The organism is Methylobacterium sp. 285MFTsu5.1, from assembly GCF_000383455.1.
Taxonomy (GTDB): domain Bacteria; phylum Pseudomonadota; class Alphaproteobacteria; order Rhizobiales; family Beijerinckiaceae; genus Methylobacterium.
This window is the reverse complement of record NZ_KB911304.1, coordinates 21,083-40,421: the sequence shown is the minus strand read 5'-3', so window position 1 is coordinate 40,421 and position 19,339 is coordinate 21,083. Positions and strand designations below refer to the sequence as shown.

The following is a 19,339-nucleotide window of genomic DNA, read 5'->3' as shown; positions in this document are numbered from 1 at the left end:
AGCCTCCTGCAGAATCAGCTTGTCGAGCGTGAGATCTGCGATCGCCTTCCGGAGCCGCTGGTTTTCGGTCTCCAGGTCCTTCATGCGCCGGACCTGGTCGCTCTTCAGGCCGCCGTACTCCTTGCGCCAGCGGTAGTACGTCACCTCCGTCACGCCAATCGTGCGGATCGCGTCCCCGACGCTCTGGCCCTGCGAGACCAGCACATCCACCTGCCGCAGCTTGGCGACGACATCCTCCGGCTTGTGCCCCTTCGTTCCCATCTGTCCGTCCTCGTCCTGGCCCGAAAGCCATACCTCAGGGCGGACCACTTCACTGGGGGCGGATCATGTCGGGGTTCATCATGATCTGTCCCATCTTGGACGCGCCCTGAATCGTCTGCAGCGGCGTGCAGGCGGCGAGGCAGTCGACGACGACGGCAAGCAGGAGAGCGCGAGGCGGCATCACCCGTCTCATGGTTCATTCTCCTGCCGAGAGCGTACGCATCTCGCGATCGTGGACCTGCCGGAAGACTTCCCAGAACAGTCGCGCGAGGCCGCCCTGCCGGTCGGACGCGATTTCCCGATAGTAATGTTGGTACATCCCCCAATGCCACGCATCGAGATCGCCGGTTCGCGGAGCGTGACCTTTGTATTTGAGAAAGCGTCGGGCCAGAGTCACCGGAGACAGGGCTGCAAAAATAGCTTTCAATGCCGCCTCGGTCGCGATCGCGGCGGCAGCTTGATGGTGTTCGATGCTGGCGATGCTCTCGCCGATCGCCGTCTTCGCTGAGAGGTGTACCGGGCTGTGAACCAGAAACAGGTCACGCACGGCCTCGTCCGCATCCCCGGCCAAGCGGAGCGGGTTGTCCTCGATGGCGTGGAGATGGGTGTCACTGGCCAGCACACCCGCCGCGCTCCGGTCCTGGCTCAACCTCCGCAGCCCGTCGATCGCCGCCCGCAAGGCCTCGCCTATATCAGCGGCCAAGCGGTCGGCTTCGGGACCTGTGAGGGATGTGACCGGAAGGCCGAGGGCCGAGCAGAGGGGGCGCAGGACCACATGATCGACCAGATCGTCCCGCGCGACCTCACGCTCCTCCGCGAGCGGGACCTCGCCGAGCCAAGCGTCGCGGGCAGCTACCTCGTCTGGACCGCGCGCAGCGTGGGCCTTGCGATCCCGCATGTTATTCTCGAGCTCGCCGAGATAGCTGTCTAATTCATCGCGGATCCCGGCCAGTGGGAAATCCAGCCGACCGTGCTCGGCAGCTTTCATAGAAATATCCTTCACCCGTTGCGGTGCGAAATAGGCCGAGGTCGGCAGCAGATCGTCAGGGCTTTCTGGCCGTTGCCCCTCGATAGGGCGGCCGAGGACGTACATCTCGAGTCCGGCCGCGTTGGTGCGCCCTTCCAGAGGACTTTCCCGGTTCAGAGCTGCAACTGGGTCGGAGGTGACAGGATCGCCCTGACGGACCGTCCGATCCGAGAGGAAAGAGAGAGGATCCTTGTCTTCCTCGTTCTGCTTCAATCGCGCGCTGAATGGATCGAGCCCATGCTGAGCCACGAGGGTCTCATCCAGGAGGTTGCGGTGCTCCTCCTCCTCCCGGCGGGGATCCACGATCGACTCGACGGAAATGAACTTCCGTGCCCAATCCTCGGACTTGGCAGCCCTGCTCGCCTCGTCGACCCGCTGAATGAGGAAGGCGGTCATGTCGAACCGGCCGATCGAGAGCCTGTCCGCATCGGAGATCCGGAAGGGCTCGCCTGGGCCGAGTGCTCGGACCGAATGGTTCACCCGGACACCGCGCGTGCTCAGCGCCTCGACGCAGAATTGACCATCCGCCTGGAAGACCCGGGCGTGATGTCCATCGACGGTCTGCTGCCGGTCAATCAGCGTCCAGGTACAATCCGCCGCGGATCCGATCAGCCCCCCTTCCGCAGGGAAGACCATGGATGACCGGGTGCCGCCTTCGAGCAGCGCCGTATTATCCACGACAAGAGTGAGGAAGGTCGTCATCCTCATGCCCTCGCCGTGATCACGACGACCCGTTCCTCGTCACGCCGTCCGTCGCCCAGAAAGCTCGACCAGCCGAGCCGGCCGGGATCGTCGCGCGTCAATGTGATCGGCTGGGTGGCACGGAGACGCAGGCACAGCTTGAAATCGTAAGCGAACTGATCGCGGAGCATGAATTCCACGAGGTTGCGGAGCCGCCGATGCTCCTGTCCGCGAGGCAGGAAATCCCGGAAGCGCCGGTCGTCGAGATCGTGAATGACCACCCGGATCTTACCCTGATAGTCGGGGGCGCGATCGCCCGAGATGGTTCCCTCGCCCAGGCGGGAATTGGCGCCGCCGAGGCCCCATTTCTGGTGCTCGGGGATCGGCACCCGGCGTCGCACCCATTCCTCGATCGAGACTCTTTCGAGCCGGAACGTGTGCCGAATGATGGTGGAAAGCACGGCGGGCGAGCGGTTCCGACTCGCCAAGACTCCAGCAAAGCACAACAGCCGTGGCCAATAAATTCCAGAGTCGGATCTCAATCGCGCATCGTAGAGGCCGAAGAGAGAGTAGATTCTTCGAGAAAAGTCATCCTCCCCGCCGGGACGGTATCGTATGTGATACCGATATTTGCGCCAGCCGCGATGCAGAAGTCCGACTAGACGATTGTGAAAGAAGTTGAAGAAATCTGTCAGCACCGACCCCTTCGGATCGTAGCCGGCGATCTGCTCGACATAATAGGACGGCAGCGGCGATCCCGAACCGTGCAGCCCGAGGAAAGTGACAGTGATTACAAAGCACGGCGGCGAATCCGCCCGCGCACCGTTGCAGGCCGGGTCGAGTAGCCGCACGCCGGCCACGTCCGAGAGTGGAAAACCCAAGCCGTTATCGACTTCAAAGATAATCCTTTCCTTGGCTGGCAGGAGATGCGTGCCGACCTCGCGTCCGTCGTCGAGGGCGTCTTGGATCATCTGCACAAGGCGATAGAAGGCGTAGGTTGGAGCCTGCGCCTCGGCCTCGGCGCGGATCAGATCAACGGCTGACGGCCGATTGTCGCTGGCCATCTATAAATCTCGCCGTTGTTCTCGCCGCGCAATTCCAATTCGTGAAACGAATTGGTGGTCGTGCTGATAGCGATGAATTCCTTGAGGATGCTACCGAAGAGATACATCTCCCCCTCTGACTGGAAGCATGTCTCATCGAGGGTGAGGATTGAGCGGATTCCGCGAATCGGGCGCCCTTTGAACAACATGTCCACTGGCCGGGTCCTCAGGTTACGGATGCCGCCGAGACGCAGACGCGCTGCCCGCTCTGCCTGCCGATCGGTCAGCGATCGGTAGTCGTAGATCTGCAGGATCACACCGAGAGCGTTCTTGTCCAAGAGCGACATATAATTGAGCGACAGATTGGAGATAAGGTTCCAGTTCAATGCGCCATCAATCGGCGGATAAACTGGTGCTGTCGGCCGGGTTATGTTTGAGAATTCGATAAAGGATGGACTCGAATCGGTCGCGAGGTCGATGTCGCCGATGGCCAGTTCGACCGCCCTCGTTCGGTTGAAGCAGGTCAGCCGGATGCTCATCGCCTCTTCGGCAGGCACCGCCTGCTCGCCGTCATGCAGCACGAAGGTGATTGCGTGCTCGAACCCGGTCTCGTTTGCCGCCGGCGTTAGGCGTTGACGATAATAGACCTGCTCTCGCCGCGAGGCCATTTCGACTTCGTGATGGAACGATTCGAAGGCAGGGTACGCGCGCTCGATCTGGAAACGTCTATCCTTCTCGGAACCGCGAAAGCCGACGACATTGTCGATGGAAAAGATTTCACAGGCTACGTGGTCATTTCCGGACGGCCTGACCCGGTATTGCACTTTGCGATGATCGACAGCGATTGGCTCCGCATCGGTCTCGAACAGGTTGACGGCGGGCGAACAGAACAAACGTACGTTGTCGGCGCGTAATTTCACATGGGTGGGCAGTGGTCGCTCGAACTCCAGGTCCAGCCCGAATTCCTCAGCCTCGCTGCCCGCCGCCGCCGCCGCGAGCCCGTTGAGATCGACACAGTGGAATTTGTCGGGAAAGACGAAGAACTCCTGGAGCAGCCGATAGGCATCGAATGCCGTCGATGCGCTAGGTAGCAACGTCTCGTCGAAGGCGAAGCCACCGGCCCTTACGCCGGTATTCGGCAGCCTCACCCGCCGCCCGTCCGGCGTCGTGAAGTGCAAAGCCAGGAGATAGCGTAGGCACCAGAGATACAGGGTCTGCGCGACGATCGCGTCACCCGTGAACCAAAGGCGCAAATCTGCGAAGTTGACGCTGCCTACCGTGCGTCCGCTCAGCATCGCAAAGCTCAAGGTAAGCTGAGATCGATCTTGCGTGCGGGTATGCGCCGCGTCGGTCAGTTCGACCGGGTAAACAAGACAGTCCGCCGTCGTGCGAAAGTCGCACGATCCACCCTCAATCGGCCGGGCGCGCATCGCCATCCCCCGCGGAATGATATGGGCTTCGGTGATTGTGCCGCGGATCGGCCGGAATTGCATGAGGCAGGTCGGAGGGAAGGGCCGGAGGAAATTGGGCCACAGCAACTGCACGAGCGAATGGGTGAGTTCAGGCAGATCGTCTTCGATCTTTTCCCTGACGCGTGAGGTCAGGAACGCAAACCCCTCCAGCAGTCGCTCCACGTCCGGATCCGTACTGCTCTCAGAAAGATACTTAGAAAGCTTCGGGTTCAGACGCGAGAATTCTTTTCCGGACTCTCGCAAATAACTGAGCTCATCATGGAATAGACCTGCCATCGCCCTTACACTCAACTCAAAATAAAGCGACGATCGTTGTTCAAGCACAGATCGAATTCAGCGGAGGATTCGGCTTCAGCTTTGCCGATGCGCGCTGTGATGCGGAAGCGCAGGCTTAAGGGCTCGTCGGTTGCGGCGATGTAGCCGACCCGTACATCAGCGATCCGCGGCTCACCCATCACGATGCAACCGCGGATCGACTCGGCGATCTGCCGGATCATGTCGTTGGAGCGGACCGCCCCGTCGTTCATATCGATGATGCCCAACCCGGGGTTGGCGGCTGCGCCGCCCGCGCGAAGGTTGAGCACGCGGCCGAGATTGCTTTTGATCGAAGCGATCTGCGCCCCATCGACATCCATCCCGAAGAGGTGCCCGATATCCTCTTCGTCCGCCACGAGGCGATCAAAGAGGCTTCCGTTCAAGATGCGCAGGCGCGACGCCGATGCCATCACAGATTTGCGCGAGGTCATAGTCAACCGGTGGCCCTATGCGCTAGGGAAGACGGGTTAAACCCGTATATAATACGGCTTTATATCAAGTATTCGTCGTGGCATCAGACTTGTCGAGCTTGCCAACGAGCGACAACTCAAAATTTGCACCCATGTATTTGAAATGCGGCCGAACTTTCAGCGTCACCTGGTACCAACCCGGATCACCCTCAACATCGCTGACCTGGACGCTAGCATCCCTTAGGGGACGGACTGACCGAACCTCGGAAGGTGGGTTCTCCTGATCGGCAATATACTGACGCAACCAGATATTGAGCTCACGCTCAAGATCCGCTCGCTCTTTCCATGAGCCGATCTGCTCGCGCTGCAGAACTTTGATGTAATGAGCGAGCCGGTTAACAATGAAGAGATAAGGAAGCTGTGTGCCGAGCTTATAATTGGTCTCAGCCGCTTTGCCTTCTTTGGTCCCGGGAAACCGTTTCGGCTTCTGAATCGTGTTAGCTGAGAAAAATGCCGCGTTGTCCGAGCCTTTGCGCATGGTCAGCGCAATGAAACCGAGTTCGGCCAACTCGTATTCTCGGCGGTCGGTAATCAACACCTCAGTCGGAATTTTGGCCTCGATCTGCCCCAGCGACTCGTAGACGTGAATAGGCAGATCGCGGACCGCGCCACCGGATCTCGGACCAATAATATTGGGGTACCAACGATATTTCGCGAAACTGTCAGTTATGCGTGATGCTAAAAGGAAAGCGGTATTACCCCATAAATAGTTCTCATGATGTGAAGTGACATCTTCGCTGTATACGAAGCTATGTACGGGATTATCTATCGGATGGTAAGGCTGACGCAGAAGAAATCGTGGTCCTGTAAGGCCGATATAGCGACTATCTTCACTCTCTCGCAATGCGTTCCATTTACGATAGCGAGGACCCTCGAAGACTGAGGTCAGATCGCGAACATTGGGAAGTTCAAGGTAGCTATCAATCGCGAACATCTGCGGAGCCGCTGCCGCAATGAACGGAGCATGCGCCATGGCCCCTACGGATGCCGCGTACTGAAGGAGTTTAAGGTCCGGAACGGACGGGCCGAAATCGAAATTCGCAATCATCGCGCCAACCGGTTCGCCACCGAATTGGCCGTACTCCGAGGAGTAGACTTGTTTGTACAGGCCTGACTGCACTACTTCTGGCGCGTTCTCAAAATCGTCAAGCAGTTCTTGCTTCGAAGCCGACAATAATTCAATCTTTATATTTTCTCGAAAATCGGTGCGGTCAACGAGAATTTTAAGACTACGCCAAGTCGCCTCTAACTCCCGGAATTCCGGGTGGTGTAGGATTTCGTCGACTTGCGCGCTGATTTTTTTATCGATTTCAACGATCATCCGATCAACAAGGATTTTGTTGATCTTCTGGCTATGTTCATCCGATTTCAAAAGGTCAGCGATAAATGCCTGCACGCCCATGCGCGCAACATCGTACCCCTCCTCCCCTGGATGGATCCGAGTCTCCTCCATAATCTGCTCAAGTAGGGATTCAGACTCATTCGGAATCCTCTGGGATGACGGTGCTGAAACCAGAGTATCCATAATGTCCTCTTGAGATCGTATTGGGGAGATGGAGATCAAGCCACAATTCTGTAAAATTTGCTCGATGACAGTCGGTTAGATTTAGTCCATCCGTGTCTATATCGAAACATTATTATACTGTTTCCATACCGATTAGATACGGACTTGCGCTCGGACGGTATTTCAGGATGCGTTCGAATCCTCCTGATGAAGCGCTTCCAGTTCGGCGATCAGCCGGTTGCGGCTCTCCTCATTTTCGAGGATCTGCTGCATACGCTTACGAAAGGCCGGCATATTTCCCAGTGGTCCCTTCAGCGCAATCAGCGCCTCGCGCAACTGCATCATTTTCATAAGCTCTGGCACTTGCTGAACCAGGGAGTCCGGCTCGAAATCTTTAAACGACTCAAATTTCAAATTGACGCTTAGGGCTGTGCCGCCATTATGCTCATCGAGAACGTTGCGAACAGTAATCGTCTTTTGAATTCCAGATTCGTTCATGACTGTCGATAGGGTATTTTTATCGACACTAATCATTCTTCGCTCTTCGACGGGCGTCGTGTCCGCTTTCCCGAGAAAATTTCCGAGTACGACGAGCTTGAGCGGCAACTCCGCCTCAGATATTTGCCCCATCGTCGCAGGGACATATCGAATATTTATACGTTCTTTCGGAGCAATAGATCCTTCTTTTTCAATCATCGTGTCGTTCCTTCAGTATTAGAGAGCTAAGCACAGCTGCTTACAAAATGTTCGCTCATTCACATCTCGCGTTGTGCTTCTTGAGGATTTCATAAGATGTTTTGTAAGAGCTTACCAGGCTATATTTATTCTTGTCAGTTCGGGTTTTTGATGGCATAAAACTTTATTCTTGCATACAAGTTAAAGTGTATGATTTTCTATATCAGTAAAAATCTTCTATAAATACAGTATGGGCATTGGCTATGTAGCTCGTACTGGCTCTTTTAGGTTAAATCACGTGTTAGGTTGAGTCGCAAGAAGGTGAGCGCAGAAAAAACCTTTCGTTAATTCCTTTTTTGGATTTGTATAAAAGGAAAATCGAGATTATTAATTCATTTTATATCTTTTGTATCACAGGCTATTCTGAATATAGTTCAGAGGTTTAGCTCTGTTTCAAGATAAATTATTGCCGAATAGATTAAAAATCAGCGATGATCTTGACTGGTGTATGTCAATGGGCCATAGAAATGCCTAACTAGTGTATTCTGTGATCTACGTTCGAACTTGGTCTAATCTATTTAACTGGTACTGCTGCGCCCAAATCCGCTTGGCTTCTCTCAGTCCGCACTGCTCTCACAGCCCCCTGAGCCGCACCGGGTTTGTCGGAGGCCCTTTCGGTTACGCTACGCCGTCCCAGCGGTCGAACTCCACCGGGGCAAAATAGCCCGATGTCTTCCTCAGGATCTCATTGGCTTGTCGGAGTTCACGGTTCTCTCACTCCAGCGCGTTGATCCAGTCGCAGTTTGGACTTGCCCCGTAAAAGGCTCTTCGTCATTTCGTGTGGCTTCCCCGTGCGTTCTCCGTTCGTGTGAGAAGGACGGAGCTTGGCGATGACGCGGCTGCACGAGGTTCCCGGCTGCCGGGTACTCTCCATCGAAGACCGGCATGAGGCGGGCGTTGTCATGCACGTTCGCGGCTGCCGCTGCGCAGGACGATGACCCGTCTGCGGCACGCTGAGCACCGCCCGTCACGGCTCCTATCAGCGGCACCCCGCCGATCTACCCTCCCTTGGACGAGCCGTTCGGCTCGACCTCACCGTCCGGCGTCTGCGCTGCCTCAACCCCTCCTGTCCCCGGGCATTCTGCTCTCCTGCCTCTTCTCTCTTGGCTTCGCACGCCCGACGAACCCGACGCGTCGCCAAGGCCCGGCAGCGCGTCGGCTTGGCCATCAACGCTCGAGCCGGTGCGCGCCTGCTGGCAAATCTCTCCATGCCGACGAGCGCCTCGACGCTGCTGCGCCTCATGCACGCCGCGCCCCTGCCGCGCGTTGCACGAGCGCGGGCAATCGGTGTCGACGACTGGGCCTGGCGTCGTGGGCGCGCCTAGGGCACGCTCGTCGTCGACCTCGACCATCATCGTGCCATCTATCTTCTGCCCGACCGCAACTCGGCGACCTTCGAGGCTTGGCTGGCGTTACACACCGATCTGGAGATCGTCGCACGAGATCGCTCGACAGGCGACCCGCGTGCGGCCCAGGCTGTCGTCCCGCGTGCACAGCAAGTCGCAGATCGCTGGCATTTCCTTCTGAACGCGCGCCAGATGCTGGAGCGCTGGTTGGTCGGCGCTCATGCCCGCTTGCGTGCCATTCCCGTCCCCTCCGGCTCGGCGGCTCCCGCTCCTGATTACGCCCGCGACCACGCCTTCCACGCAGCCGCACAGATCAAGCTGCCGCGCAGGAGGCACAACGTTGGAGAGCCGTGCGTCATGCACAGGTCCAGCGCCGCCGCGCGGCCGGCGAGTCGATCATGGCGATCGCGCGCGATCCCTCTGGCACCGGCAACGGTGCGGCGCTACGCCTCCATGGATAGGCCCCCGGAACATGGCGAACGGCGGATCGGATCGAGTCAGCTCGACCCCTGGCTGGCCTATCTCAAGCGCCGCCGTGCCGAGGGCTGCGAGAACGGATTGCAGCTCCTGCGAGAGCTGCGCGAACACGGTTACGCGGGCGGCTCGCGGCAGGTCCACAAATGGCTGCAGAGTCGACGGACGAAGGTCGCGATCACCACACCCCGACGCTGGCGTGACGCCATCCCCGGCATGACGGCCCCGGCTCGGCCGAGCTGCCGGCGCGGCGCGAGCAACTGTCGGGATCGAAGGTCCTCGCCTGGATCATGACGGTGGCGCCGGACCGGCTGAGCCCGGCCGATAGCGCTCTTCTCGTGCGCATCGTGCAGGATCCCGACGCGGCCACCCTACACAGGCTCATCCAGCGCTTCGTCGTGTTCGTACGCGAGGCCGGGAGGAAAAGGAACGGATCGTCCGCACATGGCGATCGACGCCTGGCGGCGTTCGGGGCTTGGATCGTCGAGGCGAAGGCGAGCGGCATCCGAGCCGCGCAGACGTTCGCCAGCGGGCTCGTCGTTGATGCTGCCGCGGTAAGGGCAGCGTTGACGATGCCGTGGAGCTACGCTCAATCCGAGGGCCAGATTACGAAACTGAAGCTGATCAAGCGACTGATGTACGGCCGGGCCGGCTTCGACCTTCTACGCCGTCGCGTGCTTCTGGCTCCTTGACCCACACGAAATGACGAAGAGCCACTGAACCGAAGCACGTCCAAAAGGAAGTTGAGCCTGTCTCGGGTTGAGAGGCTACTCCGGTAATTTCGGTATAACTCTTTCGATCAGTCGCGAGAATAGAGCGTTGCATTCCCTCGTAATCAACGATCTGTGCTCAGAACGAATCGCCGGATTGCGCCGAGATCGGGTGTTGCGGGGACCCGCAACCAACGTCATCTGACAGAGCCCGCTGCGCCGAACGCGCAGCGGGCTTTTTTCATGGCCCGATGCCGCGTCTCACCGCGCCCCGACAGGTCGCCGGCTGCGCCGCTCGGCCTTGCGGGTCGCGGTCTCGCGCAGGTGCTGCTCGATGGCGTCGTTGGCCCGGCCGCGCATGTGGCGGATGGCGTCCACGTCGTCGAAGGTCTCGGGGAAGCGCCGCGACAGCCACAGATAGGCGCTGGCGAGCTTCACGGTCCGCTCCTGGTAGTCGAGCGCGCCCGAGAGGTTGCCGCGCAGAGCCGGGACCGTGAGGCCGGCGGCGCGCGCCTGGCACCAGCGCTCCAGCAGCCCCATGGCGATCTCGTCGCGCCGGTCGATCGGGCAGACCGAGAAGGCGAACTTCTCCTCGATCGGCAGCCGCGCCCGGTCGACGATCCGGGCCACCTCCAGCACCTCCTCCAGGGCCGAGGGCTGGAACGGCGAGCCCGCGTAGAAAGTCGCCCGGGCGAAGTGGGTCAGCACCTCGTGCAGGCTGTGCGTGCGCATCTCCTCGGCCACCGAGCGGATCGCCCCGAGATCCGGGCGGACGAAGAAGCGCGTGTCGGCGGCCGGCGCCGTCGGGGCGCCCGAGAGGGCGGTGCGGATCGGCTCGGCGGCGTACGGGTCGGTCGCCGCCACGTAGCCGACATCCTGGTGGCCGTAGCGGCCGGCCCGGCCGGCGATCTGCCGGATCTCGGAATGGGTCAGCGCCCGCTCGGCGGTCCCGTCCCACTTGCGCACCGCCGAGAACACGATCCGCTTCAGCGGGCCGAGGTTGAGCCCCATGCCGATCGCGTCGGTGGTCACCAGCACGTTGGCCTCGCCGGAGCGGAAGCGCGCGGCCTCGGCCCGGCGGACCTCCGGCGACAGGGCGCCGTAGATGGTCGCGACCCGGTGGCCGCGGGCGACAAGGACCTCGCGATTCTCGTGCACGGCCCGGCGGGAGAAGGCCACGACCGCATCCCCGGCCTCGACCTTCTCCAGCGGCACCGGCTCCTCCAGCAGCAGGAGCGGCGACTTGCGGGTGAAGGTTATCACCTCCAGGGACTCGTCGGCGGCCTCGGCGGCGCGCCGGACATACGACAGGGCGTCGTCCGAGCCGCAGACGATCACGGTCCTGGCGGCGACGCCGAACAGCGCGTTGGTCCAGGCCCAGCCGCGGTCGGGGTCCGACAGCATCTGGATCTCGTCGATCACCGCCACGTCGATCGGCCGGGTGAGGTCGGCGGTCTCGATGGTGCGGGCGGTGTGGGTCGGGTCGGCCTCGCCCAGCACCTCCTCGCCGGTGATCATGCCCGCGCGCAGGCCGCGCTCGCGCAGGGTCTCGTAGTTCTCCAGCGCCAGGAGCCGGAGCGGGGCGAGGTAGGCGCCGGTCTCGGCCGCCGTCAGGTGCTGGAGCGCCGCGTAGGTCTTGCCGGAATTGGTCGGCCCCATGTGGAACACGATCTTCCGGTCGAGGCGCCGGGCGGCGGTGAACCGCTCGATATAGGCGCCGAAGCCGACCTGATCGCGCAGCCGCCGCAGGCGCGAGCCCTCGCGCGCCACCGCCTTGGCGTGGCGGCGGACGGGGGTGAGCGTGTCGTTGAGGCCGCGGGCCAGCTTCGGGCCGTAGGTGAAGACCCGCGACCGGAGCGAGCGGTCCATGTGGGCGATGTAGGCGGCGGCGTCCGCCCCGACCTCGCGCAGGTCGACGAGGAGCTGCGCCCGCAGCCGGTCGACCGGCTTGTGCAGGGCGCGGGTCGCCTGGAGGGCCGTGCGCGCCACGGCGTCGCGCAGGGCCTCCAGGCGGTGCGTCGGGTCGTTCCGGGCGGCCATGCGGGCGAGGATCTCGGCCTCCTCCGGCTCGGGGGCCATGTCGAGCCGCAGGTCCAGGCGGCCGTTGTCGAGGAGCGGGATCTCGGTCCGGATCAGCCAGGTGATGCGGTGGTCCTTGGTGACCACGGCCCGGAGATTGGGGATCGCCTTCCGGATCGCCGGGATTCCGGTCTCCGCGAAGGCCCGGGCGGCCCGCATCTCCCGGAGCGCCCGGGCGACGCGGTCGTCGTCGACCTCGGCGCCGTAATCGGGCAGGTCGAGCTGGGCGAGCAGCCGGTCGAGGTCGACCGCCTCCGGGGCGACGCCGAGCCGCCCCAGGGACTCGATCAGGCTCTCGATCGTCGGGCGGAGACGCTTGCGCGCCATGCGGTCACCTTCGGCAGAAGCGTCTGACGCCAACCCCGACGCGGTCGGGGGCGTTCCGGATCCGATCCATGCGCCGGGCGGAGGCGGCACGCCATCCCTGATGCGCGCCTCCGCCGTCTTTGCGGGCGCAGCGAAGCAATCCAGTCGGTGCCCTCCGGACGGAAGGCGCGCCGCCCTGGGTCGCTTCGCTGCGCTCGCGATGACGGAGCGTTACGGATGCCGCGCCGCCTCGGCGAGCCAGCCGCAGAAGGCCCGGACCGCCGGATCCTCCGCCCGCGGCTCGGGGATGTAGGTGTAGTAGCTCCGCGCGGGCAGGGCGGGGCCCGGGAAGGGCAGGGTCAGGCGGCCGGCCGCGACGTCGTCGGCGATCAGCCGCTCGGGCCCCATGGCGATGCCGAGCCCGTCGAGGGCGGCCTGGAGGGTCAGGTAGAAGTGCTCCAGCGTCACCGTGGCCCGCGGCGCCAGGTCCGGGACGCCCGCCGCCCGCAGCCAGTCGGGCCAGACCCGCGGCAGCGTCGCGGCGTGCAGCAGCGTGTGCTGCCGGAGATCCTCCGGCACCCGGAGCGGCAGCCGCCGCAGCAGGTCCGGGCTGCAGACCGGGATGCGCCGCTCGGACAGGAACGGCTCGGCGCGGTGGCCCGGCCGGCTGTCCGGCCCGCCCCGGATCGCCACGTCGAACGGCTCCGCCAGGCTGGCGAGGGGCACGTTCGAGGTGGTCAGCCGCACCTCGATCGACGGGTTGGCCCGCTGGAAGCCCGACAGGCGCGGGATCAGCCAGCGGAGTGTGAAGGTCGCCAGCGCGTTCACGTGCAGCAGGCGCGGCCGTCCGCGCTCGGCCTGCCGGGCGGTGGCCAGGGCGATGCGGTCGAGGGCGGCGCCGATCTCGGTGGCGTAGGCCGTGCCGGCCTCGGTGAGGACCACCCGCCGGTTGTGGCGCTCGAACAGCGGCAGCCCGAGCCAGCCTTCCAGTGTCTGGACGTGCCGGCTGACCGCCCCGTGGGTGACCCGCAGCTCGTCCGCCGCGCGGGTGAAGCTCCCGTGCCGCGCGGCCGCCTCGAAGGCCTTCACGGCGTTGAGGGGCGGCAGGCGACGGTGCACGGGTCAGGTTTCCTCACGCAAGCGTCAGCATAAGTCGTTTGTCAGCTCCGGGCCAGGGCCCCATCCTGATGCCGCACCACGAAGGATGGCTGGATGTCCGTCGCGTCCGATCTGACCGCGTCTTCCGAAACTGCGTCTTCCGAAACCGCGTCCTCCCGGGCCGCGTCCCTGCCGGACGCCCGGCGCACGCTGGTGGCCACCGGCGTGAACCACGCCCTGCACGACGGCTACACGGACCTGATCTACGTGCTGCTGCCGGTCTGGCAGGCGGAGTTCGGCCTCGACTACGTCGCCCTGGCGTTCCTGCGCTCCCTCTACAACGGCGCCCTGGCGGCGCTGCAGATGCCGGCGAGCCGCCTCGCGCAGGCCTGGGGTGCCCGCACCGTGCTGGTGCTCGGCACCGTGCTCAGCGCGGCCGGCTACGCGATCGCCGGCGCCTCGGGCGGCCTCGTCGGGCTCGGGATCGGGCTCCTGCTCGGCGGCGCCGGCAGCAGCACCCAGCATCCCCTGGCGTCCGCGGTGATCGCCCGGGCCTACGGGCCCGGCGCCCGCGGCCCGCTCGGCACCTACAATTTCACCGGCGATCTCGGGAAGGCGGCGGTCCCGCCTCTGGTCGGCCTGCTGCTGACCCTGACGGGCTGGCGGCACGCGCTCTGGGTGATCGCCGGCGCCGGGATCGTGGTCGCGCTCGCGGTCGCGCGCCTGCTGCCGCGTGATCCGGCGTCACGCAGCGGCGGCGCCGCTGCGCGGCCGGCGCCCCATCCGTCCGCGACCGGGTCGGGGAGCGGCACGGGCTTCCGGCTGCTCGTCGCCATCGGCATGCTCGACAACGCCGCGCGGCCGGCCTTCCTGCTCTACCTGCCGTTCCTGCTGCAGGAGAAGGGCGCGGCGCTGACCACGGTCGGCCTCGCCCTGTCGCTGGTCTTCGTCGGCGGCGCGCTCGGCAAGGCGGTCTGCGGGCGCCTCGGGGAATGCCTCGGCGTGACCCGGACCGTGATCCTCACCGAGACCGGGACGGCACTGGCGATCCTGGCGGTGATCGTGCTGCCGCTGGCTCCCGGGCTGATCCTGCTGCCGCTGCTCGGCGTGATGCTGAACGGCACCTCGTCGGTCCTCTACGGGACCGTCCCGGAGCTGGCGCCCGGCGGCCGGGTCGAGCGGGCCTTCGCGGTGTTCTACACCTGGACGCTCGGCGGCAGCGCGCTGGCGGCACCGCTGCTCTACGGGCGGCTCGGCGACGCGGCCGGCCCGCACTGGGCGGCCGTGGCGGCGGCCGGGACGGCGCTCGCCGTGGTGCCGCTGATGCTGGCCCTGGCGCCGCGCCTCGGGGCGGCGCACCGGCAGCGGGCCTGAGGCGCGCCGTCCGCTCGGATCACCCGTCATCGCGCGCGCAGCGAAGCGACCCGGGGATGCGCGACGCCGAGAACCGCGGTACCACTCTGGATTGCTTCGCTCCGCTCGCAACGACGTTCGCGTCAGGCGTTTCCGAGGGTGCTGACCCGGACGGCCTCGGACCGGCCGTCCACCGCCACGTCCCGGATCTCCGCCGGCGCCACGCGGGCCGCCGCGTAGACCGCCTCCGACACCACCGCCACGCAGCCGAGGACCTTGGTCAGGCCCTGGAGCCGGGCCGCGACGTTGACGGTGTCGCCGAGCGCCGTGAACCGGGCGTCAGTGGCGTCGCCCATCTCGCCGACGATCGCCGGGCCGGCATGCACGCCGATCCCGTACCGGAGGGTGTGCTCCAAGTCGGCCGCCAGGAGCCCGTTCAGGGTGTCGACCGACTCGGCGATGAGGTCGATCGCCTTCAGGGCCTCCCGGGCGGCCGCCTCGGCCTCCGTCTCCAGGCCGAACAGGGCCAGCAGGCCGTCGCCGAGGAACTGGTTGGTCGAGCCGCCGGCCTCGCGCACGGCGTCGCCGACCGCGCCGAGGAAGCGGTTGATGATGAACACCGTGTCGTAGGGCAGGCGCTCCTCGGCGAGCCGCGTCGAGCCGCGCAGGTCGACGAACATCGCCACGATGAAGCGCTCCTCGCCCGACTGCGCACGGTCGAGCAGGTCGGCCTGGCGCATCCGCGGCTGCGGCGGCAGCAACGGCACCACGGCCATGTCGGTCTCCGGCCGGAACTGGCAGGCGAGGCGCACCCCCGGGCCGGCCGCGATGCGCTCCAGCACCGCCCGCTCGGTGCGGCCGGGCGCCGGCGCCCCGTCGCTGCCGTCCGTCACCCGGATCCGGCAGGTCGAGCACCGGCCGCGGCCGCCGCAGACGCTGGCGTGGGGGATCCGGTTGCGCCGGCTCGCCTCCAGCACGCTCGTGCCGCGGGGTACCCGCACCACCCGTCCGTCCGGGTAGCTGAGCCGGATCGTGCCGCGCTTGATCTCGGCGAGCGTCCGCGCGCCGCGGGCCGCGATCACCGCCGCCACGAGGCCCGCGTAGGTCCCGAGCAGCCCGTCCCGGACGGCGGCGAGCCGCGCCACTTGGTCGGGCAGCCCGACATGGAGCGGCTGGAGCGCCGCCGCGCGCCACGCCGGATCCTGCGCCAGGGTCATGACCATCCGGCCGCCCTGCGCGAAGCCCAGCAGCGACAGGACCGGCACCAGCACCGCGAGCGCCAGCAGCCAGGGCGCCATGCGGTCGAAGCCGGGCTTCAGCCGCAGCCAGAAATACAGGCCCATGCAGCCGTGGATCCAGGCGACGACCAGGACCGTGACCTGCATCAGGCCGAGGATCGGCGAGGCGATCCAGAAGGCGTAGAGTTCCTGCGCGTAGCCCTTGTCGAGCCCCTCGGTGACGAAGGAGACCCGGGTCCCGACGATGTGGCTGATGAGCAGCGGCGGGATCAGCAGGCCCGAGACCAGCTGCAGGGTCTCGGACGGCCGCCAGTGGAAGAAGCGGGCCGCGTAGAGGGCCTGGAGCCCGAGCAGCAGGTGGACCACCAGGGCGCCGTAGAGCAGCGTCAGGCCGACGGGGTTGAGCCAGACGGCCGTGACGAGGTCGAGGCCGTCCTCCATGGCGTCGAGGGAGACGTTGCCCAGGGCGTGGTTCAGCAGGTGGGTCAGCACGTAGCCGAACAGGATCAGGCCGCTGGCCAGCCGGAGGCGCCGCAGGTTCAGGCGGAGCCGCGCGGCGCGCGGGGCCGACCGGGGTTGCGCGCCCGACTCGGCGGACCGGAGCGTCGCGATCGAGGCTGTGCGCACCATGCTGGAGGTCCGAAGGGATCGGTTCTGGGCCCGCCATTCACGGGCCCCTCGTACCAGCAAGACTTCCGTTGCGTCCGATTTATTTCTAATCGCCCGCGTTTCGCCGGATCCCGGCGACGCGGATCGCGCGGGGTCGCCCGCGCCGGAGCCCCGATGCTGGACACCTTCTTCGCCCGCAGCGCCGCCGCGGTGGCCTCCGACCTGATCGGCGCCCGCCTGTTCGTCGGCGCGGCCGGCGGGATCATCGTCGAGACCGAGGCCTACGACAGCACCGATCCGGCCTCCCACAGCTTCCGCGGCCCGACCCGGCGCAACGCCAGCATGTTCGGCCCGCCGGCCCACGCCTACGTGTACCGGTCCTACGGGATGCACTGGTGCCTGAACCTCGTCTGCGAGCCCGGCAGCGCCGTGCTGCTCCGGGCCCTCGCGCCGACCGAGGGGCTTCCCGCCATGCGGGCGCGCCGCGGCCTGGAGGATCCGCGCCTCCTCTGCGCCGGCCCCGGCCGCCTCTGCCAGGCCCTCGGCGTCACCGACGCGCTCGACGGGGCACCCCTCGCGCGGGCGCCGTTCCGGTTCGAGCCGCGCGCCGCGGGCGATTCCGGGGGCGTCGACGTGGTCAGCGACCGGCGCATCGGCATCACCCGCGGCGCCGAGACGCCCTGGCGCTTCCTGCTCGCCGGCTCCCGGTTCGTGAGCCGCCCGGCGCGGAAGGCAGGGCCGGCCGCCGGGTGAGGGCGGCCGCCCACCGCGCGCCACCTCGCGCCCCGCCGCGGCCGCCGGGAACTTGGGCATCCGCCTGCGGTTCCCCGGTCGTGGACGAGGGAGCCCCAGCATGCTGGCGATGAACTACCGCGGGCCGTACCGCGTGCGCGTCGATCGCAAGCCGATCCCCGTGTGCGAGCATGTTGAGGATGCGGTCATCCGAGTTACGCGAACCTGCGTCTGCGGATCTGATCTTCACCTGTACCATGGAATGGTGCCGGATACGCGCGTCGGCACGACGTTCGGCCACGAATTCACGGGCGTTGTTGAGGAGGTCGGCTCCGGCGTGCGCAATCTCGCCGTCGGCGACCACGTGCTGGTCCCGTTCAACATCGCCTGCGGCCGCTGTCACTTCTGCAAGCAGGGGCTGTTCGGGAACTGCCACGAGGCGAACGCGCAGGCGACCGCGGTCGGCGGCATCTACGGATACTCGCACACCGCCGGCGGCTACGACGGCGGCCAGGCCGAGTACGTCCGGGTGCCCTACGCCGATGTCGGCCCGTGCAAGATCCCCGAGACGATGGACCTCGACGACGCGGTGCTGCTCACCGACGTCGTGCCGACCGGCTATCAGGCGGCCGAGATGGGCGGGATCCAGCGCGGCGACACCGTCGTGGTCTTCGGCGCCGGACCGGTCGGCATCATGGCGGCGCGCTGCGCGTGGCTGTTCGGGGCCGGCCGCGTGATCGTCATCGACCACGTCGAGTACCGGCTCGACTTCGCGCGGCGGTACTGTCCCGCCGAGGTCTACAATTTCCGCTCGATCGGGGATCCCGTGGTCTTCCTGAAGAAGACCACCGATTCGCTCGGGGCCGACGTCTGCATCGACGCGGTCGGCGGCGACGCGGCGGGGAGCGCCCTGCATACCCTGATGGGGACCAAGCTGAAGCTCGAGGGCGGCTCGGCGGTGGCGCTCCACTGGGCGATCAACGCGGTCAAGAAGGGCGGGATCGTCTCGATCGTCGGGGTCTACGGGCCGACCGGCAACCTGATCCCGATCGGCAACGTCCTGAACAAGGGCATCACCATCCGGGCCAACCAAGCCTCGGTGAAGCGCCTGCTGCCGAAGCTGATCGCCCATATCGAGGCGGGCCGCCTGAACCCCAAGGAACTGATCACCCACAAGGTGCCCCTCGAGGAGGCCGCGGATGCCTACCACCTCTTCTCGGCCAAGCTCGACGGCTGCATCAAGCCGGTCCTGGTCCCCCCGACGGCACGCGCGTGAGGAGGGGGCGATGAGAAACCGTCCGATCGATCCGTCGACGGTCCCGGGCTGGGGCGTCGACGCGGATCCGCAGAACGATCCGACCTACCCGATGCGCGACATCGCGCGCGACGACAGCCGGGGCATGAACTGGACGCGGCCGCCGCAGCAGCGGGCGCGCGTCGAGGTCCTCACCTCGATCGAGTACAACGCCCGGCCGGCGGTCGTCGGCACGTCGACCCCGCCGCGCGGCGTGAGCGGCGTCATCCGCCGGCAGGCGTTCCGCTACAGCGAGTCCCAGTGGGCGCACTGGCTGATGCTGATGGCCGCCGACCGGGTGAACGTGGTCGAGGGCGTGGTCGACGACCTCGCGCGGGGCCGCGTCCCCAACGTCCCGGCCGAGATGGGCGCCCGGGCCGAGCTGGCCCACAACCGGTCCGGGCTGGCGGCGAAGCTCGCGCTGACCGGCGCGGCGATCGGGCTCGGGATCCTGGTCTCGCGCCTGGCCCGGGCGCAGCGGCGCTAGGGCCGCCCCCGGACGACGGCGCGGGGAACGGCTTTCGCGGCGGGTCCTCCCTCGGCTAGGACAGCGGGGCGCGCAGCCCTCCGGGTGCCTGCGGCGAGCCCGGGG

The 19,339-nt window shown here is 65.4% G+C and carries 15 protein-coding genes and 1 pseudogene; 5 read left to right on the top strand and 11 right to left on the bottom strand.

The window, feature by feature from the left end:
- From H288_RS0128985 to tssB, 8 genes are all read right to left on the bottom strand, one after another.
- On the bottom strand, positions 1 to 261 hold a 261-nt coding region (locus H288_RS0128985; protein ID WP_020096081.1), incomplete at its 3' end, for an IS3 family transposase.
- A 49-nt stretch (positions 262 to 310) separates the two neighbouring features.
- A complete protein-coding gene (locus tag H288_RS35325) occupies positions 311 to 454 on the bottom strand; it encodes a hypothetical protein (protein ID WP_020096080.1) in 144 nt (47 codons plus the stop codon).
- 3 nt (positions 455 to 457) lie between these two features.
- Positions 458 to 1,990 carry a type VI secretion system-associated FHA domain protein TagH gene (gene tagH / locus H288_RS33620; protein ID WP_158684263.1) on the bottom strand — a complete coding sequence of 511 codons (1,533 nt, stop codon included), beginning with the start codon at positions 1,988 to 1,990 and terminating at the stop codon, positions 458 to 460.
- 2 nt (positions 1,991 to 1,992) lie between these two features.
- Positions 1,993 to 3,033, bottom strand: coding sequence for a type VI secretion system baseplate subunit TssG (tssG, locus tag H288_RS0128970; RefSeq protein ID WP_051123795.1), 1,041 nt, complete (start codon positions 3,031 to 3,033; stop codon positions 1,993 to 1,995).
- Positions 2,997 to 4,760: a type VI secretion system baseplate subunit TssF gene (gene tssF, locus H288_RS0128960; RefSeq protein ID WP_043713336.1), complete on the bottom strand. Its 1,764-nt coding sequence runs from the start codon at positions 4,758 to 4,760 to the stop codon at positions 2,997 to 2,999. The genes tssG and tssF overlap by 37 nt, the downstream gene beginning before the upstream one ends.
- Positions 4,761 to 4,771: 11 nt before the next feature.
- Positions 4,772 to 5,230, bottom strand: a complete 459-nt coding sequence (tssE, locus tag H288_RS33025) for a type VI secretion system baseplate subunit TssE (protein WP_081636570.1) — start codon at positions 5,228 to 5,230, stop codon at positions 4,772 to 4,774.
- 64 nt (positions 5,231 to 5,294) lie between these two features.
- On the bottom strand, positions 5,295 to 6,794 hold the full coding sequence (tssC, locus tag H288_RS34380; RefSeq protein ID WP_081636569.1) for a type VI secretion system contractile sheath large subunit: 1,500 nt from the start codon (positions 6,792 to 6,794) through the stop codon (positions 5,295 to 5,297).
- A gap of 162 nt (positions 6,795 to 6,956) precedes the next feature.
- Positions 6,957 to 7,469, bottom strand: a complete 513-nt coding sequence (tssB, locus tag H288_RS34375) for a type VI secretion system contractile sheath small subunit (RefSeq protein ID WP_081636568.1) — start codon at positions 7,467 to 7,469, stop codon at positions 6,957 to 6,959.
- 863 nt (positions 7,470 to 8,332) lie between these two features.
- Here tssB and H288_RS33615 point away from each other — a divergent pair.
- Positions 8,333 to 10,020: pseudogene (locus tag H288_RS33615) on the top strand (ISL3 family transposase).
- A 279-nt stretch (positions 10,021 to 10,299) separates the two neighbouring features.
- On the opposite strand, the gene H288_RS0128935 reads toward H288_RS33615, so the two are convergent.
- A complete protein-coding gene (locus tag H288_RS0128935; protein WP_020096071.1) occupies positions 10,300 to 12,444 on the bottom strand; it encodes a helicase-related protein in 2,145 nt (714 codons plus the stop codon).
- Between the two features lie 210 nt (positions 12,445 to 12,654).
- Positions 12,655 to 13,542 (bottom strand): transcriptional regulator GcvA, encoded by an 888-nt coding sequence (gene gcvA / locus H288_RS0128930; protein WP_020096070.1) that lies wholly within the window; start codon positions 13,540 to 13,542, stop codon positions 12,655 to 12,657.
- A 93-nt stretch (positions 13,543 to 13,635) separates the two neighbouring features.
- Here gcvA and H288_RS0128925 point away from each other — a divergent pair, with 93 nt between their 5' ends.
- Positions 13,636 to 14,895: an MFS transporter gene (locus H288_RS0128925; protein ID WP_020096069.1), complete on the top strand. Its 1,260-nt coding sequence runs from the start codon at positions 13,636 to 13,638 to the stop codon at positions 14,893 to 14,895.
- A 122-nt stretch (positions 14,896 to 15,017) separates the two neighbouring features.
- Here H288_RS0128925 and H288_RS0128920 read toward each other — a convergent pair whose 3' ends face one another.
- On the bottom strand, positions 15,018 to 16,742 hold the full coding sequence (locus H288_RS0128920; protein ID WP_020096068.1) for an adenylate/guanylate cyclase domain-containing protein: 1,725 nt from the start codon (positions 16,740 to 16,742) through the stop codon (positions 15,018 to 15,020).
- 153 nt (positions 16,743 to 16,895) lie between these two features.
- Between H288_RS0128920 and H288_RS0128915 the strand changes: the two genes are divergently transcribed.
- The 3 genes from H288_RS0128915 (at position 16,896) to H288_RS0128905 (ending at position 19,234) form a co-directional block, all read left to right on the top strand.
- Positions 16,896 to 17,474, top strand: coding sequence for a DNA-3-methyladenine glycosylase (locus H288_RS0128915; protein WP_020096067.1), 579 nt, complete (start codon positions 16,896 to 16,898; stop codon positions 17,472 to 17,474).
- A 100-nt stretch (positions 17,475 to 17,574) separates the two neighbouring features.
- Entirely contained in the window at positions 17,575 to 18,729 is a 1,155-nt protein-coding gene (locus H288_RS0128910) for a zinc-dependent alcohol dehydrogenase (RefSeq protein ID WP_026605383.1), read from the top strand.
- A 10-nt stretch (positions 18,730 to 18,739) separates the two neighbouring features.
- Positions 18,740 to 19,234, top strand: a complete 495-nt coding sequence (locus H288_RS0128905) for a hypothetical protein (RefSeq protein WP_020096065.1) — start codon at positions 18,740 to 18,742, stop codon at positions 19,232 to 19,234.
- Positions 19,235 to 19,339: the final 105 nt, after the last annotated feature.

Excerpts from the sequence above, each read along its gene's own strand:
- H288_RS35325 (WP_020096080.1), bottom strand. The coding sequence starts at position 454 with ATGAGACGGGTGATGCCGCCTCGCGCTCTCCTGCTTGCCGTCGTCGTC.
- tagH (WP_158684263.1), bottom strand. The coding sequence starts at position 1,990 with ATGACGACCTTCCTCACTCTTGTCGTGGATAATACGGCGCTGCTCGAA.
- tssG (WP_051123795.1), bottom strand. The coding sequence starts at position 3,033 with ATGGCCAGCGACAATCGGCCGTCAGCCGTTGATCTGATCCGCGCCGAG.
- tssF (WP_043713336.1), bottom strand. The coding sequence starts at position 4,760 with ATGGCAGGTCTATTCCATGATGAGCTCAGTTATTTGCGAGAGTCCGGA.
- tssE (WP_081636570.1), bottom strand. The coding sequence starts at position 5,230 with ATGACCTCGCGCAAATCTGTGATGGCATCGGCGTCGCGCCTGCGCATC.
- tssC (WP_081636569.1), bottom strand. The coding sequence starts at position 6,794 with ATGGATACTCTGGTTTCAGCACCGTCATCCCAGAGGATTCCGAATGAG.
- tssB (WP_081636568.1), bottom strand. The coding sequence starts at position 7,469 with ATGATTGAAAAAGAAGGATCTATTGCTCCGAAAGAACGTATAAATATT.
- H288_RS0128935 (WP_020096071.1), bottom strand. The coding sequence starts at position 12,444 with ATGGCGCGCAAGCGTCTCCGCCCGACGATCGAGAGCCTGATCGAGTCC.
- H288_RS0128925 (WP_020096069.1), top strand. The coding sequence starts at position 13,636 with ATGTCCGTCGCGTCCGATCTGACCGCGTCTTCCGAAACTGCGTCTTCC.
- H288_RS0128920 (WP_020096068.1), bottom strand. The coding sequence starts at position 16,742 with ATGGTGCGCACAGCCTCGATCGCGACGCTCCGGTCCGCCGAGTCGGGC.
- H288_RS0128915 (WP_020096067.1), top strand. The coding sequence starts at position 16,896 with ATGCTGGACACCTTCTTCGCCCGCAGCGCCGCCGCGGTGGCCTCCGAC.
- H288_RS0128910 (WP_026605383.1), top strand. The coding sequence starts at position 17,575 with ATGCTGGCGATGAACTACCGCGGGCCGTACCGCGTGCGCGTCGATCGC.
- H288_RS0128905 (WP_020096065.1), top strand. The coding sequence starts at position 18,740 with ATGAGAAACCGTCCGATCGATCCGTCGACGGTCCCGGGCTGGGGCGTC.